The organism is Streptococcus mitis SK597 (genome assembly GCF_000148545.1).
In the GTDB taxonomy this organism is placed as follows: domain Bacteria; phylum Bacillota; class Bacilli; order Lactobacillales; family Streptococcaceae; genus Streptococcus; species Streptococcus mitis_C.
On the sequence record NZ_AEDV01000073.1, the window covers coordinates 1 to 16,206 of the forward strand.

The window sequence follows — 16,206 nt, forward strand, 5'->3', positions numbered from 1 at the left end:
ATAGTCTAGCAGTTGGTCTGCCTGGCTGATGGCTCGCTCGGGTTGTTGAGTAAAAGGTTTGTTACCGAAAAACTCTAACCACGGCTTGCGAACCTCGTCTTTGCTGGTTTCTCTGTATTTTTTTAATTCCAAGAACGCCATCTTGACCGTTAGTACTAGTCTTACAACAAGGCATCAAACTCAGCGACAGTCATGCCTAATTGCTCACTTGCAACCTCAGATGTCAGGATACCTTGACGGACCATATCTAGGAAGGCAAAGAGTTTTCCTTCTTCCCTTCCTTCAACTTTCCCGCGCTCCAATCCCTGTTCAACTCCCTCAGCTCGTCCACGCTCTAAACCCTCTGCGCGACCGCGTTCAAGACCTCTCTCTAAACCTTTTTCTTCAGCTTGTTCCAAGGCATAGTCCTGTGCCAACAAGGCTTGTTCTTCTCGCATACGTAGTTGGCTAAACATCTTCCTGTCCTCCTCGGACCAGCTCTTATAGTCCAGCAGTTGGTCTGCTTGGCTGATGGCTCGCTCGGGTTCTTGGGTAAAGGGCTTATTACCAAAAAACTCTAACCACGGCTTGCGAACCTCATCTTTGCTGGTTTCTCTGTATTTTTTTAATTCCAAGAACGCCATCTTGACCAAATGGTTTTCTTGTCCATTAGTTGTGATGGTTAAGGCTTCACCTTTCGTGTCCTCTCGCATACTAAAGCTATGAAAAGCCAAGTCATCTGAGAAATAATTACTATCCACAATAGCGATTGCGTAAACAGGTGCGATGTGTTTATAACTCTGGTGTGTATCACCTTCTCGTTGGCGAATTTTTTCGAGGTTTTGATTAACCTGACTGCATAGGTAAGCCCAAAGGCGATTGATGAAAAAATTCTGATGATGCACCTGAATCTCAATAATTACTTGCGTTCCATTATCTAGTTCAGCTAAAACATCTATACTGGTATAGAAATCCTGTGCCGAGTAGGGCATGGAAGGCAAGACATGAATATTACTTCCCTCCAAAATAGTTACATTTTTGGCTGGTAAGTCCAGCATATCGCGAATAAATTGACAAGTGATTTCTGGATTGCTAAAAATCTTCTTAGCAACCAAGTCATTAGTTGGGCTAATGCCCGGATGTCTTAGAATCATCCTTTTCCTCCTTTTATTATACCACAGTTTTAAATCTAGGTTGACTAGATTCTCTGCTTCTATCTATTTATTCGGAAAAAATAGAAAGAGTAGAGAAATTTTAAACTATATTATTTATCTGAAAACGAGGGCTGCCCACCACGGATATTATAAATCTGATAAAAAACAAAAGAGCTAGCCTAAGCTAACTCTTATCCTATGCGGAGAGAGGGACTTGAACCCTCACGACCTAAAGCGGTCACAGGATCCTTAGTCCTGCGCGTCTGCCAATTCCGCCATCCCCGCGTCGATTACTTTACTAGTATATCAACTTTTGGGATGCTTGTCAACACTTTTTTTCAATTTTTTTCATTTCATCAACTAAATTACTCTGAAATTTCATTTAGCTTTTCATCTACTAACTTAGCTCCGAGTGTATTTTTGAAATGACCTAGAGCAAATTGATGATTTTCTGGCCAGATGGAAGCAACGGCTGGTTGAACAATTTCAATGTCATATCCTAGATTATAGGCATCTATAGCTGTATGCAGCACACAGATATCCGTCAAGACACCAGTTAAAATCACTGTAGAAACGCGACGCTCTCTCAAACGGATATCCAGGTCGGTCCCTGAAAAAGCTGAGTAATGGCGTTTATCCATCCAAAAGACACGACTATCTGAACCATGCTCTTGATAAAATGCCCCCAAATCTCCGTATAAATTGCGTCCACTAGTCCCAATCAAATTGTGAGGAGGAAATAGCTTGCTTTCTGGATGGAAACAATCGTTTTCTTCATGAGCATCGATGGTAAAGAAGATGTAATCTCCGCGTTCAAAAGCTAATCGAGTTACCTTGCTGATGGCATCCGAAATTGCCTGAGCTGGAGCGCCTGCTGTCAGCTTCCCACTATCAGCAACAAAATCTTCTGTATAGTCAATCGAAATCAAAGCCTTAGTCATTAGTAATCTCTTTTCTTCACTTCTTCAAAAATATCTGAAATCAAGACCTTAAGATAGGTTCCCTTCATTCCAAGTGAGCGACTTTCAATAATCCCTGCAGACTCAAGTTTACGAAGGGCATTGACAATCACAGAACGGGTGATTCCGATACGATCTGCAATCACTGATGCAGTCAACTGCCCTTCATTTCCATTTAATTCCCCTAAAATTGCTGAAACAGCACGGAGTTCGGAGTAAGACAGAGTATTAACCGCCATGGTAACAGCAGTACGGCGACGAATATTTTTCTCATCTTCTTCACGCTGGAAGTTGAGGAGTTGAATCCCAACAACGGTACTAGCAATCTCAACAAGAATCAAGTCCTCATCTTCGAATTTCTTATCATTACGCCAAATAATCAAAGAACCAAGGCGAATCCCTGATACATGAATCGGTGCAATGGTCGTCAAGCCATCTGGAAAATCCGAACGACTCTCTACAGGGAAAATACTCAAATCATGATCAACTGTCAGATTGGCTTCTGTATCGTAGATCATGTTCGCACCTTGAATGTAGTCATCTGGGAAAATCTTAGTTTGGAAGAACTGCTCTACACGATCTGTATTGGTTTTGTAACGCATGAAATAACCAAGGAGACGCCCCTTGCTATTGACGATACAGGCGTTACAGTCAATAATATCTGCCAATTGACGGGTAATCGCATTGTATGGAAGTTCTTCCTGCAACTGCTCCTCCGAGCGCTTCAGGATAGAAGTAATTTTTCTTGTTTTTTCTAATAAATGTGCCATTTTTCACCTCGAATTTAATCGCTATCATTATAACATAAACAGCTTGAATTTTCAATTATTATCTGAAAATTGCTTATTTAATTGCAATTTAGACTAGCTGAAATATTTTAGAAAAATAGATTTTTATCATTGACAAACTAATTTATTTTTAATATTATATTATCATAAGAAGATAGACGGATAATACCTTTCCATTTCACCTATCCTTTGCTATCACCATCTTCTTTCACCCTTGGTCTCCTTATATAAAAAAGCGATTCATTTTGAACCGCTTTTTCTTATTTATCGCCCTTGTTACGAATAACAAAGCCTGTTTGCTTTTCACTTGAAGTATTGCGTGGTTTTTTATTATCCTTACGATAACGTTTTTCCTTATCAAAACGATCATTGCTACGACTTCCTTTTTTGAAATCATCACGACGACCATTGCCACGGCGATTATCACGACGGTCATCTCCACGACGACCTCCCTTAGCTTTACCACCGAAACCATTACCTGATGGTTTAAATGGCAGTGGTTTTTCACGTGCAATCTCCACTTCAGGAAGACTATCTGGGTCTTGAACAGTCAGACTCAAGATATACATTGCCAATTCTTCTGGAGTAAATTCGGCAGCTAGCTTACGAGCATCCTTACCAAATTTCTCAAAGTTGGCACGGATAGTCTCATCTGCAAAATCACGTTCGATTTTCTTAAGAGCCACTTGTTTTTTAGCTTGGAAAGCTTCTTCTGTACTTGCAGGTTTGAGACCTTTCATACGTTTCTTAGTCAAGTTTTCAATGATTTGGAGGTAACCCATTTCATTAGGTGAAACGAAGGTAATAGACTGACCTGATTTTCCAGCACGACCTGTACGCCCGATACGATGAACATAACTTTCAGGATCTTGTGGAATATCGTAGTTGTAGACATGGGTCACACCTGAAATATCCAAGCCACGCGCTGCAACGTCCGTCGCAACTAGAACATCCAGATTACCGTTTTTAAAATCACGAAGGACACGAAGACGTTTGTTTTGGTCCAAATCACCATGAATTCCTTCTGCACGGAAGCCACGGATTTTAAGTCCACGAGTCAATTCATCCACACGACGTTTGGTACGACCAAATACGATAGCAAGTTCTGGTTGTTCTACATCCATAAGACGAGTCATGGTGGCAAATTTTTCTTGTTCTTTAACACGAATATAGTATTGGTCAACCAATTCTGTTGTCAATTCCTTGGCAGCAATCTTCACATGCTCAGGTTCTTTCATAAACTGAACACCGATACGTTTGATGGCATCTGGCATAGTTGCTGAGAAAAGTAAAGTTTGACGGCTTTCAGGGACACGGGAGATGATGGCTTCAATGTCTTCAAGGAAGCCCATGTTGAGCATTTCATCCGCTTCGTCAAGGATGAGGGTTTCAATATCTTGTAATTTCAAGGCCTTGCGTTTGATCAAGTCCAAAAGACGACCTGGTGTTCCCACCACGATATGGGCACCCGATTTAAGAGCCTTAATTTGTTTTTCAATGCTTGATCCGCCATATACTGAGCGGACTTTGACTCCCTTACTACGGCCAAAGCGGAAGAGTTCCTCTTGACTTTGGACAGCTAGTTCACGAGTTGGAGCGATGACCAAGGCTTGGATAGTCGCTTCTTCTGTACGGATTTTTTCAAGGGTTGGCAAGCCAAAAGCTGCGGTTTTCCCTGTACCAGTCTGAGCTTGACCAATAACGTCCTTGCCTTCAAGGGCCAAGGGAATGGTTTGTTCTTGGATCGGACTGGCTTCTACAAAACCAGCTTTTTCAATCTCTGCTAGCAAATCAGCAGACAAGTTTAATTCATTAAATTTCACGTTATTCTTCTTTCTAAAGGTGGTGCGAAGCCACCCTATAGGACTTAGTTTATACTTTTCTTTTTATGACGTATTTTCATATACTGGATATAAAATCGTGTTGCTTCTTTTCCACAAAAGAAAAGTACTGTTTTCTTTGCAACCTATCTAGTATAACACAAGAGAGAAGCAAAAGATAGCCCAATCCATCGATAAAGTCATGTAAACGATTTTTCTGAGAAAATAAAGTTAAACTTTCCACTATTTCATAAACTTTTTTAAAGCGTAGCAGAATTGTGCAAAAGTTTTTTTCTTGTGCTAGAATGAAATTCGAATAGGAGGAACTCTAAATGTTAACTTATGATTTAATCGTTATCGGATTTGGTAAAGCTGGTAAAACACTAGCTGGTAAATTGGCTTCAGCTGGCAAAAAAGTTGCCCTCATTGAACGTAGCAAAGCTATGTACGGTGGAACTTGTATCAACATCGGATGTATCCCAACTAAAACTTTGCTAGTTGCTGCTGAGAAAGACTTGTCTTTTGAAGAAGTCATTGCTACCAAAAACACTATCACTGGTCGCCTCAACGGTAAAAACTATGCGACTGTTGCTGGTACAGGCGTAGATATTTTTGATGCGGAAGCTCACTTCCTTTCAAATAAAGTCATCGAAATCCAAGCTGGTGATGAAAAGAAAGAACTGACTGCTGAAACAATCGTCATCAACACTGGTGCTGTTTCAAACGTCTTGCCAATCCCTGGACTTGCTACAAGCAAGAACGTTTTTGACTCAACAGGTATCCAAAACTTGGACAAATTGCCTGAAAAACTTGGAGTCCTTGGTGGTGGAAATATCGGTCTTGAATTTGCTGGCCTTTACAACAAACTTGGAAGCAAGGTCACAGTCCTAGATGCCTTGGATACTTTCCTTCCTCGTGCAGAACCTTCCATCGCAGCTCTTGCTAAACAATACATGGAAGAAGATGGCATTGAATTGCTTCAAAATATCCATACTACTGAAATCAAAAACGACGGTGACCAAGTCCTTGTCGTGACTGAAAACGAAACTTACCGTTTCGATGCCCTTCTCTATGCAACTGGACGCAAACCAAATGTAGAACCACTTCAACTTGAAAATACAGATATTGAACTAACTGAACGTGGCGCTATTAAAGTAGACAAACATTGTCAAACAAATGTTCCTGGTGTATTTGCAGTTGGGGATGTCAACGGTGGCCTTCAATTTACTTACATTTCACTTGATGACTTCCGTGTTGTATACAGCTACCTTGCTGGAGATGGCAGCTACACTCTTGAAGACCGTCTCAATGTACCAAACACCATGTTTATCACACCTGCACTTTCACAAGTTGGTTTGACTGAAAGCCAAGCAGCTGATTTGAAACTTTCATACGCCGTTAAGGAAATCCCTGTTGCTGCTATGCCTCGTGGCCACGTAAACGGAGACCTTCGCGGAGCTTTCAAAGCTGTTGTTAATACTGAAACAAAAGAAATTCTTGGAGCAAGCATCTTCTCAGAAGGTTCTCAAGAAATCATCAACATCATCACTGTTGCTATGGACAACAAGATTCCTTACACTTACTTCACAAAACAAATCTTCACTCACCCAACCTTGGCTGAGAACTTGAATGACTTGTTTGCGATTTAAGTTGAAGTCTCATCTTAACTGACAGCCCTCTTTGGGCTGTTTTTACTTCTGCGAAATCTCAAATCTGTCTTTTCTCTCTTTTATGATATAATGTACACACCTCACTCAGCAGTCCAACAATTAACCAACTCTAGCCCTTAACCCCAGCGATTTCAGGTCGTTGGGTTTTTGTGAAAAAGTGCTTGACTCTTTCCTTACGGAGAGTTATGATGGACACACTAATAAAGCAAAGGAGATTTCTATGGAAAAATTCACCAACAGAAATATTCAAAATAATGAGCTTGAACAAGAGCAATTCTCGCTTCAAGACCGCATTCAAAATATCCACAATTTTGAAAACAAAGACACCACCCGAGACCAAGAAATTGCTATAGTAGCCAGCATGATTGGCAGAATCCCTACGCTGGAGCGCCAAAACTTAGATAGCCAAGATTTTCACGATATTTCGGTCTGGACGCTTCAAGAAATGCTTCGGGTGAGTTACGAGTTAGGCAAACTGTCGCAAGAAGCTCCAGTACCCACCGAGCTTTAAATTGGCAACAAAGCAAAACTAAAAGCCTTCGAAAATTTTGACTACTACTGGAGAGATATGATTCAGCCAAATTTCAAAATTTTCTACCACCCAAACTCCTCCAAATTGAAACAGTTCACCTTACAAGTTTCGAAGAATTACACTGTTATACGGTGGAGGATGTGTTTTTAATCCTCGTTTTCGAAGTGCAACTCCCCATCACGGACGAATATTCTTGGATTTATGCTTGCCGTTTTCTTAATCCTGAGCGTGCCAAAAAATATTATACTGCTTGTTATAGAACGGAAGATTTGGACGATTTTGCCGTTTGGAATTGCAAATTACAGAAAGAAAAGGTCGAAGTTTTAAACATTGAGCTACAAAGCCAAGTTTAATTTTAGTTATTTTAACGCTTTTTTCAACAAAACTGTTGACACAATTACTTAAAGTCTGTATAATAGATTAAGTTATCTCAGATAGCTATAAAATATATGCTTTTGAGATAAAGAAAAAAAGAAAAACCCAACGATACTTGCTCTACCGCTGGGAAGAAGATTTCTTATTTTTAGTTATCAGACTTATAGTTAACCAACAAGAGAACGATAAGACTGATTTGCATTAGCTTCACCACTATTAGTGGTGATTTTTTCTTTCATATTTTGGCGAGGCTTTATTTTTAGGTTTAAGGTAGTTGTTTTCCCTCCCAGTCCAAGCAAATATAATCCCATCTAAGTTTCTGGATTTTTTGTCAGAATTAAGAATGGCGTGTATGCTATATGAAATAATAGAAATAGCTATAATAATCCCTACAACTATCACAACAAGATTCCAAAAAGGCATTGGCTGAATAAAACTACACACGCTCCCAGTTCCTCCAGCACCTATAAGCATTGAAATTAAATTTATCCTTTTTTCTGTCCCATCCTCACTTTCATTAAAAATGTGTTGGTTAGACAAAACAAGAAATCTTCGGTGTTACTAATATAAACCATATTCTTACACTTTGTCAATAGTAGTATATTATTTGTAACTGTTTTTAATTTTTCTGACATTTTTACACTGTATTAAAAAATTTTCTTTATATTTTCAATTCGAAACAAACACCCCAGTCGCAAAACTGGGGTGATTTTGTCGTAAATTTCAGCTAACAAACTGCCTCATCGATATAGGTCACTGGCGTTGCCAAAATGTATAGCAAGGTTTCGCACATCTCACCTCTACTTTGGCAATCGAGCAACTTTTTGATTTTCGCAATAAACTTCTCTTTGTTTTCGTTAACGGCGAAAACTGTTATCTTGCGTTTAAAAACATTAGTTTCAACATCATCGAAGGCAAAACCTTTTTCGAAAACTCGCAGTCTCGTTAAAAATGCAGGCAAAGATATTGGGTCGCTGAGGTAAAATCCTAATTGGTTTGGTTGCCATTCAATTGGTATTTCTGGCACTACGCCCCAATATAGCTGGCTACGAATGTCACCTTCTAATTTTTGTAGATAAATTTCCGTTTCTAAATCGATGTACATATCGCTCCTATCTGTTAAATTTCTTTTACCTGTCCATCATAACTCTCTTTGGTACGGAAGTCTAGTCTATTTTTGAGTTTAATTTACATCGGTTTAAAGGTATAAAATGCAGATTTTTTGCTGGTGTTTTTGTGAGAATGTGAAGTTGTGAAAAGCTCAACTGCTGGAGATTTTCGAAAGCTAATCCATAGCAACAGAAGCAGAAAAAGGAAATAAAAAGCTTAGAATATTTTCTTGAAGACTCCTCCCCCCTCTACAAAGACAAACATTGTATAAAAATACAATAAGTCGTGTGCCAAAATTGGGCAGAAACGGCGGTGTTAGTGCAAAGTTAAGCAACCCGAACCGAAAGGCGAAGAGAACGCAGAAAGCTATCGATTTACCTTAAATATTTTTCCTTTCTCCACTGCGTAAAAACATTCACCCAACCAAAAAGCCCGAGTCTCCTCGAGCTAAATGTGTGTGTTAGACTTTAACACAAAAATAACTATTCCTGTTATTTCGCAGATATAAATTATTGTTAACGGTTGATACTGTATTTTTTCTCCCTCCTCATAAATGCGTCTTCTCCACCTTCCAAAATATCACATACATGTTCCCTGATGTTGTATTTTTGAAGTATGAATTCAGATGTAGAATCACTATTACGGTTCTCTAAAGCACCATTTACATAATCAAACTTCTTACCATTTTGATTTGGAGAATTATCAGATTGCTGATTAGCTACAATAATATTTTCCGCATCACCAGATACAACTATATTAGGATTGTGAGTAACTATGATTATTTGTCGATTCTTTTTAGTTTTTTTGATGTATTTTGTCAATTCACTATATATTGCCCTGTTATCCAAACTATCTTCAGGCTGGTCAATTAATACGGGGATTTTACTATCTGAAAACTCTAATATTAATCTTAATACAATAAACGCTTTTTTACCTGGAGACATTTGTTCAAATTTATCACCTTGATATTCAATCTCAAAACCATATTCGTAAAAATTAGTAGTGAAGAAATGCTCAATGTGACTGAATTTGTCCCTATTTCCATTAAACGCAAGACTATCCTCGTCAAATATTGAATCAACAACTTCTTCAAAAGAATCTATCATTTTTTCTATAAAATCTTGTTTCGAACGACCTCGAGCATTAATATAATCAAATTCAGCCTCTAAATCAATTAATGAGAACTTGACTGAAATCTTTAAATTATCTCCATTATCATCTTCAATCTTGAAATTATTCAATAATTCAGTTCTAATATTAGAGTATTCCTTATATTTCGAAATAATCTCTTTTTGAATTTCTTCTGTTACTTTATCGAACTCATCCCTTTGTTTTTCAAATGCTTCAATTTTGGCTAAAATATCAACTTCATTCTTAATTAAAGAATTTAACCTCGCTATCTCTGAATTATTTTTCATTGCCTCAACACATTTCTTGTATATGTCATCATTTTCTATGTCCGCAATTTTATTTTCACTAGCTTTGATTAGACTTTCTTTTTCTAACTTAATTATCCTAATTTCATGATCCAGTTGTGCTTTGACAGAATCATGCAACCGAGCTGTAATCTGACCAATTTTAACCCTTAAATCTTGAGACGGAGTAGTCGTTGTGGGCAAGCTTTTAATCTCAAATGTAATTGGAAGAATGCTTGATACATATCGCAAGTCAAATTCATGAATCTCTTTTTGTGTTTTCAATAACTGCAATTCTTTGTTTTTATTTTCAAATAAATCTCTTTCTTGCTCCGTTATCTCACTAGCATTTAATAATTCTTTTTTCTTAGTTTCGTATGTTTTTATTCGATTTTGAGTAGCTTGTTTTTCTGCTTCTGGCTTAATTAGCTCATGAATATTTTTTTGATTCTCTTTATAACTATCAAGTAACCCTCTAATTTCAAGATGTATAGTAGTGCAATTTTGCTCATATTTCTTTAATTCAGAGTTCATTTCTTTGGATTGAATAATACTTCCTACCAAATCTTTAAGCTTCTTATTGTCTCTGGCTAAAGCAAACATATACTCTTGAGGTATGTACTCTATCTGTCTGGAATTATCTTCTTGCTGGTCTTTCCAAATAATTTGAAAATCATCCATATTTTCAAAATAATATGAATCACCATTCAGCTCTCGTCCCAGCTTTTTAGCTATAGAATTTAGTAGAGTTGATTTACCAGTTGAGCGACCACCAATAATTGTATTTAGATTTTCGGATAGATAAATATCTTGACCGTTATATAGAATCTTATCAATGACAAGCTCATCCTTTTCGAGAGTTGGTTTTTCTTTCTCAACGCTAATGCGATATTCTGGTTCATACTTTATTTGTTTTAAGCCATCAAAAGTTAAATCTGCTTTTACCCAAGAATATTTACTTCCTATTTGCTCCAAAGAGTGAGAATCTGAGGATTGAAGTAGTGGTCTTATATGCGGGGATTTATCAAGCCAAAATTCTCTATCTTTTGTGATATTTACTTCATTGCTAGAATGAATCAAAAAATCAGAATTGATACAAATATCTTCATAAACTGCCTTATTTTTAGAATCAGAATCACTAGTTGCACTACCGTGACCTCTCGAAAGAAAGCCAGTTAGAAAACGACCATTAAGTTCTCTATCACTATTTAAGACTTTTAATAAATCTTTAAAAGGAATGTGAGCCTTCTTGTCTATTTCAGTTTTACTTAAACGATTAAATGATTTTTCGCCATCACCAATATTAGCCTTTAAGTGACCAAGTAAATTTTTTACTATATCGTCTTGAACCTCATTATCAAATACTACATGATAGTCAAAAAGTTCATCAGATTTATTAATGTTTGATAACCTAACCTCAAGATTTAAAAAAGTTGCAATTCCTTCTTTATTCAGCCTGTCCTTTAACATAAAATCATTATCACTAAAGTTGAAATAATTAGTCAAACCAATAGCTGATATGTCTTCATCCTTTATCTTTTGAATGAATTTTTCTACATCTGGACTTCCATCGGGTAACTTATCAAACTGATTATTTAACACTGTATAGGGAGAATGAATATGTAAATCCCATTTTCTAAACTCTGAACCTCTTTGAATCATTGAATACAAACCTTTCTACATCAAATTATCTTATGCAAACCTCTATAATTACTAGCATTTCCTACAGGCTATGCTAAAATTTCAGATACTATCTCTTCACGCCATCCATTTTCTATCCTATAAGGTTCGATAGTAGAAAAATCATCTAATTTTTCGAAAATTCTCTGCTCGTTAATCTTTCTATCCAAAATATTTATAATTTCTGGAATTGTCAAAGCAAAGATATTTAGCCCTTTTACGCTACCTTTCGTTAATGTTCCATTTAGCTGAATAAACGATGTAGCCCTAAAAATATTAACCACATTATCATCTACTTCATTAGCTACAAATATTGTTTGTAACGGTTTATTAGTAGATAATGCTAAATTTACAGAATGACGTATAACTGGCTCTAATTCACCACGTTTTTGAGTTGATTTATCCATTAATGTCGCTTCAAGTAAAAGCATTTTATCGCTATATTCAATCTCGATATCTCCTTTATTGCCTCCAGCATGTGATAGTGGGAGGTTATCAGCAGAAAATGTCAACTGCATGGATTTTCTAAGTTGAAACTTCTTATCTGATATATAATACCATGCAATGGCCAATATATATTCGAAAATAGTAGGAACTAAGGCATTATCCGTAACAAGTTCTTGAACTTTCTTATCATTTCTTTGAGAAATAAAACTCAAAACTTCAGATACTTTAGTGATACCAAATTCTTGTTCAACAAATTCCCTAAACTCTCTTTCCTGTTTGTCTGCTATAAATTGTTTAATATTTGAAATATTAGCAATGCCAAATTCTTCGGCAATCTGATTTTGTATTTCTAAAACTTGAGTATAAGATAATTCTAAAATATCCGATATACAGATATCTTGATAAAAAGAACTCTTTATATCGTTCTCATACTCTTCATAGCTTGCTTCCCCAGAAATCTTAAAATTACCATTTAATAAAGAGAAAAGTTTAGGAAAAATCCAAGGTCGACCAAGCGATACAATTCCTTGATTAAAACTGATTACTCCAGACAAAGAAAATATTCTTTTACACATATCACTGTATTCTTTAATCAAATCATTATGCTTAGACCATGCAAATGCATAATATATATCCAAATATTGACCTGATAGCAATGGATTATCACTGTTTTTAGTTATAAAATCTTGAATAGAATCTTTATTTTTATACTTGAAAACAGCCTTACCATCTCCAAAAGCTTTCTTAATAGCATCTTGTTTAGAAAGATTCATCATTTCTTCAAATGACCGCTCTGTCTTTTCTTCTGTAAATTTTATAATTGAAAGAACAAAACTTTTATATTCTAAACTTTTATTACTATTCTTTCGATTTGGAAAAAGTTTTTTGAAGTTTTCATCCGAAAAATTTTTATTCCTAAACATTTTGCGAGCTTCATCCACTCTTTCAGGAATCAATATATGATTAGCGAACTCTTCATCTCTATACTGTTCAAGAGTTTTATTGTTATCATAAACAGATTGGTAATTATCGATAATCACTTTGATTTTTTCTTCTGAAAAATTTGGCTTAATGCTTTCCACTATCCATAGAAAATCTCTAACAGGAACTTTGCTATATCTGTTCAAAAAAGCAAGAGCAAAACGGAAATTATAGAAGTATTTATCAGAGTTGCTATCATATATGCGAAGCTTCAATAATTGCCTAAAATAAACAAGATTATCAATTGTTAAACCAAAAAGTTCTTCTAATTTATCAAAAGCCTGCTCAGTTTCAGAAATATAATTCAATCCGACTTGAGATAATTTTCTTTCATAGTTAATAAAACCAATCTTGACAAGAGCATTTGTTAGAGTTCTCCCTCTCTTGTCTAAACCAGTTATTTCATTTCTATTCAAATTCCCAAAAAGGCTAATTCCATCCTCTGTTTCAACTTTTGCAAAATCGCTTAAAACTGATGAATAAAAACTTGCTTGGCTCTCATTGTTCCATTTCTGATTTGACTTATTATGCTTTTTAAGAGTTTTTAAAATCTGTTTGTAGATAGGGACAACTTCTTTAACACGAATACTCGTATCACCCATATTAAAAATGCTTGTTGACTCTTTTAGCCTCATATATCACCTTTCGAATTATAGTTTGTAATCAAGACTTCAACAGTATTACTCATTTTCGCCTTAGACTGATAATTACTATTATTATAATGGTAATCCAATACATGTAAATTATACTTTGAAGCCCATTTCATCAATTCTTTATTTTCTTTATTGTTATGAATGACAACATTAGAAAGAGCAAAATAAGCTCCCTTATCGTTTATGCTATCTAAATACTTAAACAAATCCAAATCATCCTTTAATGTCCACGCACCATTTTCATTGTAAGCGGCAGTAGTAATGCGATAAGGAGGATCTGCATATACAAAATCTCCTTTATTTACTTGATTCATAGTTTTACGAAAATCACAAGATTGGATAACAAAATTGTAATTTTGTAAACCTTGAATGAACGTAATTAGTTTAGATTTCATATTAACGTTAAAATCACGCTTACCTACAGGAAGATTGTACTCTCCTTTATTATTAAATCTTATTTGATTGTTAAAACCAAATACAATTAATAGATAAAATAACACTTCCTTATCAAATTTATTATAATTTTTCTTATTGTAGTCTTGACGAAGTTTTAGAAAAGCTTCTTTATTATACGACCCCAGTCCTGTAGAGCTGTTTACACCGTAGTGAGCATAGCTATATTTCTGTGTGTTCGAAAGTTTATAAAATTCTATAGCTTTCTCTACTTTATCCAAAAATACCGTTCCATCTTTTTGACTTTCCAAATATTTATAAAAATCAATTACTTCCTCACTTATATCATTGATGATATACTTTTTACTTTTTGATTTATCAATGTTAGCGAGATTAACTGCTACTGTTGCTCCACCAGAAAATAAGTCAATAAAATTATTATAGCTTTCAGGGAAAAGAGGTAACAACTGAGGAAGCAACTTATACTTTCCCCCAGTATAGTTAAGAGCACTTTTTATTAACTTTTCTTCTTTTCTATTATCAGGGAAGATGGTGCATAAATAAAGTAGTTCTTTATGATTTTCAATGTTAGACTTACCTGTCGTGAAAGGTGCGAAATTAGTTTCAAATACCTGAACCTTGCCTCTTTTCGATAAAATCTCAATTATTTCTTCATTTGAAATTTTAGCATTTGAGCGTGAATTACCCTTTTTATTCATATTATTATAGCTAACCAATATATATTTAGCGTCAATGTTTAGAATCAAATCTTCAAAAGCCTGAGGGGCTTTACTTTTTGTATAGTCAGAACCTTTTTCTGAACGATTAACTGCCTTCTTTGCTACACCTTCTACCTCTGGTTTTTTCCATTCAGCAATATTTTCTAAAACATGGTAGGCATTTTCATAACCACGTGAGTTATATGGCGTGTCAATATAAACAAGGTCTGCATAAATTTCTTTAACTAATTTATTAGCATCTTCATTATAGATTTTATTGCAATCATTTTTATTGTACTCAGGAACTCTTAAATATATTTTCTTATTTGAGTCCATTTTTTTTCTATAAGCATCATAATGACCTACAGTATTAGCTACTTTATCCATAGCATAGAGTAGACTAGTAAGTAACATGAAATACTCTCTCTGATTGCCTGATTTATATTTTTCAATTTCTTCGCGAATTGAGTCAATCTTTCCAGCATTTTCTTCAGAAAAATATGCATCACCAAAATTCTTAGAAACATAGCCCTTTTTAGGGGATAAATTATTTAACTCGTCAATTATCTGAGAAACTTTATCAATATCTACATCCTCATTCGAAAACCAAGTTTGAAAGGAAACGAAGTTGCTATAGAGTATGTCATTTACTATAACCTTTTTATTCTGTTTTCTGAATAGGTCTGCAACAACACCTGTTCCACCAAATATATCTGCTACACTGTCGATATTTCCGATATTTTCTGATACTGTCTTTAATATGAAATCGAGCATCTTTTGTTTACTTCCAAGATAGCGTCGATTTCCAATTTTCAATGTCTCTTTATTTGAAACATAATATTTTGCAGGAATTTCTTCTGAAATTACTCTTACAATCTCTTTTTCATTTTCTTCTTCCCATTCATAAGCAGAACGATTATTCTTTCGAGGTTGAGAAATTATTCCCTTTTGCATCCAATTATTCAATGTCTGTCTTGTTATACCGTATTTATCAGCAATTTCTTGTGTTTTTAACATTTAGGCATCCATCTCCTTTTACAGTAACGAGTATATCATATTTGAATGAATTATCCAAGCAATATTCATGCGTAAAATAAAGAAAAGACCCACATGGGGTCTTGGAGTTAAATTGAACGTTTATCTTGTTTACGCTCTAAACGCCTTAGAATGGTTTGTTTATGCAAAACATATTGTTCTTCAGTTAAATCTAAAACTTCCATTACAGCAGTGTCTAAATCTGCTCCGTTTCTGGAACTTCTGAAATCAATACCTTGATTTTGACACTCTATCGTATGAAGAAGAAAATCGTTAAAAACTTTCACTGCTTGACTATTCTTTTCTCTTAAAGCCTCTTGCTTTTTCTCGTTAAAACCTGTTAATGCCTGAATTTTTTCAGCATCATCGATATAAGTTAATAATCTACGAGCAAGATTTTCTTTTGAGTAGGGATTAGCTGCAGTATCATTCCAAATGATTTGTTTATAGCGTTTTGAATACATGTGAGTTACCTCTAAAAATAGATTTCTACCGC

12 protein-coding genes, 1 tRNA gene and 1 pseudogene are annotated in these 16,206 nt (G+C 35.4%); 2 read left to right on the plus strand and 12 right to left on the minus strand.

What is annotated here, in order from left to right; genetic code table 11:
* From SMSK597_RS14140 to cshA, 6 genes and pseudogenes are all read right to left on the minus strand, one after another.
* A pseudogene (locus SMSK597_RS14140) lies at window positions 1-147 on the minus strand (Rpn family recombination-promoting nuclease/putative transposase); the annotation flags it as partial.
* Between the two features lie 14 nt (window positions 148-161).
* Window positions 162-1,133, minus strand: a complete 972-nt coding sequence (locus SMSK597_RS0102820; RefSeq protein WP_000603346.1) for an Rpn family recombination-promoting nuclease/putative transposase — start codon at window positions 1,131-1,133, stop codon at window positions 162-164.
* Window positions 1,134-1,332: 199 nt separating this feature from the next.
* Window positions 1,333-1,418, minus strand: a tRNA-Leu gene (locus SMSK597_RS0102825).
* An 80-nt stretch (window positions 1,419-1,498) separates the two neighbouring features.
* Window positions 1,499-2,074 (minus strand): cysteine hydrolase family protein, encoded by a 576-nt coding sequence (locus SMSK597_RS0102830; protein ID WP_000158717.1) that lies wholly within the window; start codon window positions 2,072-2,074, stop codon window positions 1,499-1,501.
* Window positions 2,074-2,862 (minus strand): GTP-sensing pleiotropic transcriptional regulator CodY, encoded by a 789-nt coding sequence (codY, locus tag SMSK597_RS09525; RefSeq protein WP_000940740.1) that lies wholly within the window; start codon window positions 2,860-2,862, stop codon window positions 2,074-2,076. The genes SMSK597_RS0102830 and codY overlap by 1 nt, the downstream gene beginning before the upstream one ends.
* A 278-nt stretch (window positions 2,863-3,140) precedes the next feature.
* The gene (gene cshA, locus SMSK597_RS09530; RefSeq protein ID WP_000671123.1) at window positions 3,141-4,703 is read right to left on the minus strand and encodes a degradosome RNA helicase CshA; all 1,563 of its coding nucleotides are present in this window, start codon (window positions 4,701-4,703) and stop codon (window positions 3,141-3,143) included.
* A gap of 329 nt (window positions 4,704-5,032) precedes the next feature.
* On the opposite strand from cshA, the gene SMSK597_RS09535 reads away from it, so the two are divergent.
* Together SMSK597_RS09535 and SMSK597_RS13930 are read left to right on the plus strand one after the other, a co-directional pair.
* Window positions 5,033-6,349: an FAD-containing oxidoreductase gene (locus tag SMSK597_RS09535; RefSeq protein ID WP_000958909.1), complete on the plus strand. Its 1,317-nt coding sequence runs from the start codon at window positions 5,033-5,035 to the stop codon at window positions 6,347-6,349.
* Between the two features lie 241 nt (window positions 6,350-6,590).
* Window positions 6,591-6,881, plus strand: a complete 291-nt coding sequence (locus SMSK597_RS13930; RefSeq protein ID WP_000410614.1) for a DUF6900 domain-containing protein — start codon at window positions 6,591-6,593, stop codon at window positions 6,879-6,881.
* Between the two features lie 612 nt (window positions 6,882-7,493).
* On the opposite strand, the gene SMSK597_RS13385 is transcribed toward SMSK597_RS13930, so the two are convergent.
* From SMSK597_RS13385 to SMSK597_RS09565, 6 genes are all read right to left on the minus strand, one after another.
* On the minus strand, window positions 7,494-7,817 hold the full coding sequence (locus tag SMSK597_RS13385; RefSeq protein ID WP_141553907.1) for a hypothetical protein: 324 nt from the start codon (window positions 7,815-7,817) through the stop codon (window positions 7,494-7,496).
* A gap of 187 nt (window positions 7,818-8,004) precedes the next feature.
* Complete coding sequence (locus SMSK597_RS09550) at window positions 8,005-8,382, minus strand: hypothetical protein (protein ID WP_000275053.1); 378 nt, start codon at window positions 8,380-8,382, stop codon at window positions 8,005-8,007.
* A gap of 520 nt (window positions 8,383-8,902) precedes the next feature.
* Complete coding sequence (locus SMSK597_RS09555) at window positions 8,903-11,461, minus strand: TrlF family AAA-like ATPase (protein WP_419992004.1); 2,559 nt, start codon at window positions 11,459-11,461, stop codon at window positions 8,903-8,905.
* Window positions 11,462-11,532: 71 nt separating this feature from the next.
* Window positions 11,533-13,545, minus strand: coding sequence for an AlwI family type II restriction endonuclease (locus tag SMSK597_RS0102835; protein WP_001237273.1), 2,013 nt, complete (start codon window positions 13,543-13,545; stop codon window positions 11,533-11,535).
* Window positions 13,542-15,692: a Dam family site-specific DNA-(adenine-N6)-methyltransferase gene (locus SMSK597_RS09560; protein ID WP_000921212.1), complete on the minus strand. Its 2,151-nt coding sequence runs from the start codon at window positions 15,690-15,692 to the stop codon at window positions 13,542-13,544. Before SMSK597_RS09560 ends, SMSK597_RS0102835 begins: the two co-directional genes overlap by 4 nt.
* A gap of 107 nt (window positions 15,693-15,799) precedes the next feature.
* Entirely contained in the window at window positions 15,800-16,174 is a 375-nt protein-coding gene (locus tag SMSK597_RS09565; protein WP_000287042.1) for a hypothetical protein, read from the minus strand.
* Window positions 16,175-16,206: the final 32 nt, after the last annotated feature.

Coding starts and splice junctions, on each gene's coding strand:
- SMSK597_RS09560 (WP_000921212.1), bottom strand. CDS start 15,692: ATGTTAAAAACACAAGAAATTGCTGATAAATACGGTATAACAAGACAG.
- SMSK597_RS0102820 (WP_000603346.1), bottom strand. CDS start 1,133: ATGATTCTAAGACATCCGGGCATTAGCCCAACTAATGACTTGGTTGCT.
- SMSK597_RS0102830 (WP_000158717.1), bottom strand. CDS start 2,074: ATGACTAAGGCTTTGATTTCGATTGACTATACAGAAGATTTTGTTGCT.
- SMSK597_RS09565 (WP_000287042.1), bottom strand. CDS start 16,174: ATGTATTCAAAACGCTATAAACAAATCATTTGGAATGATACTGCAGCT.
- SMSK597_RS09550 (WP_000275053.1), bottom strand. CDS start 8,382: ATGTACATCGATTTAGAAACGGAAATTTATCTACAAAAATTAGAAGGT.
- SMSK597_RS13930 (WP_000410614.1), top strand. CDS start 6,591: ATGGAAAAATTCACCAACAGAAATATTCAAAATAATGAGCTTGAACAA.
- SMSK597_RS09535 (WP_000958909.1), top strand. CDS start 5,033: ATGTTAACTTATGATTTAATCGTTATCGGATTTGGTAAAGCTGGTAAA.
- codY (WP_000940740.1), bottom strand. CDS start 2,862: ATGGCACATTTATTAGAAAAAACAAGAAAAATTACTTCTATCCTGAAG.
- SMSK597_RS0102835 (WP_001237273.1), bottom strand. CDS start 13,545: ATGAGGCTAAAAGAGTCAACAAGCATTTTTAATATGGGTGATACGAGT.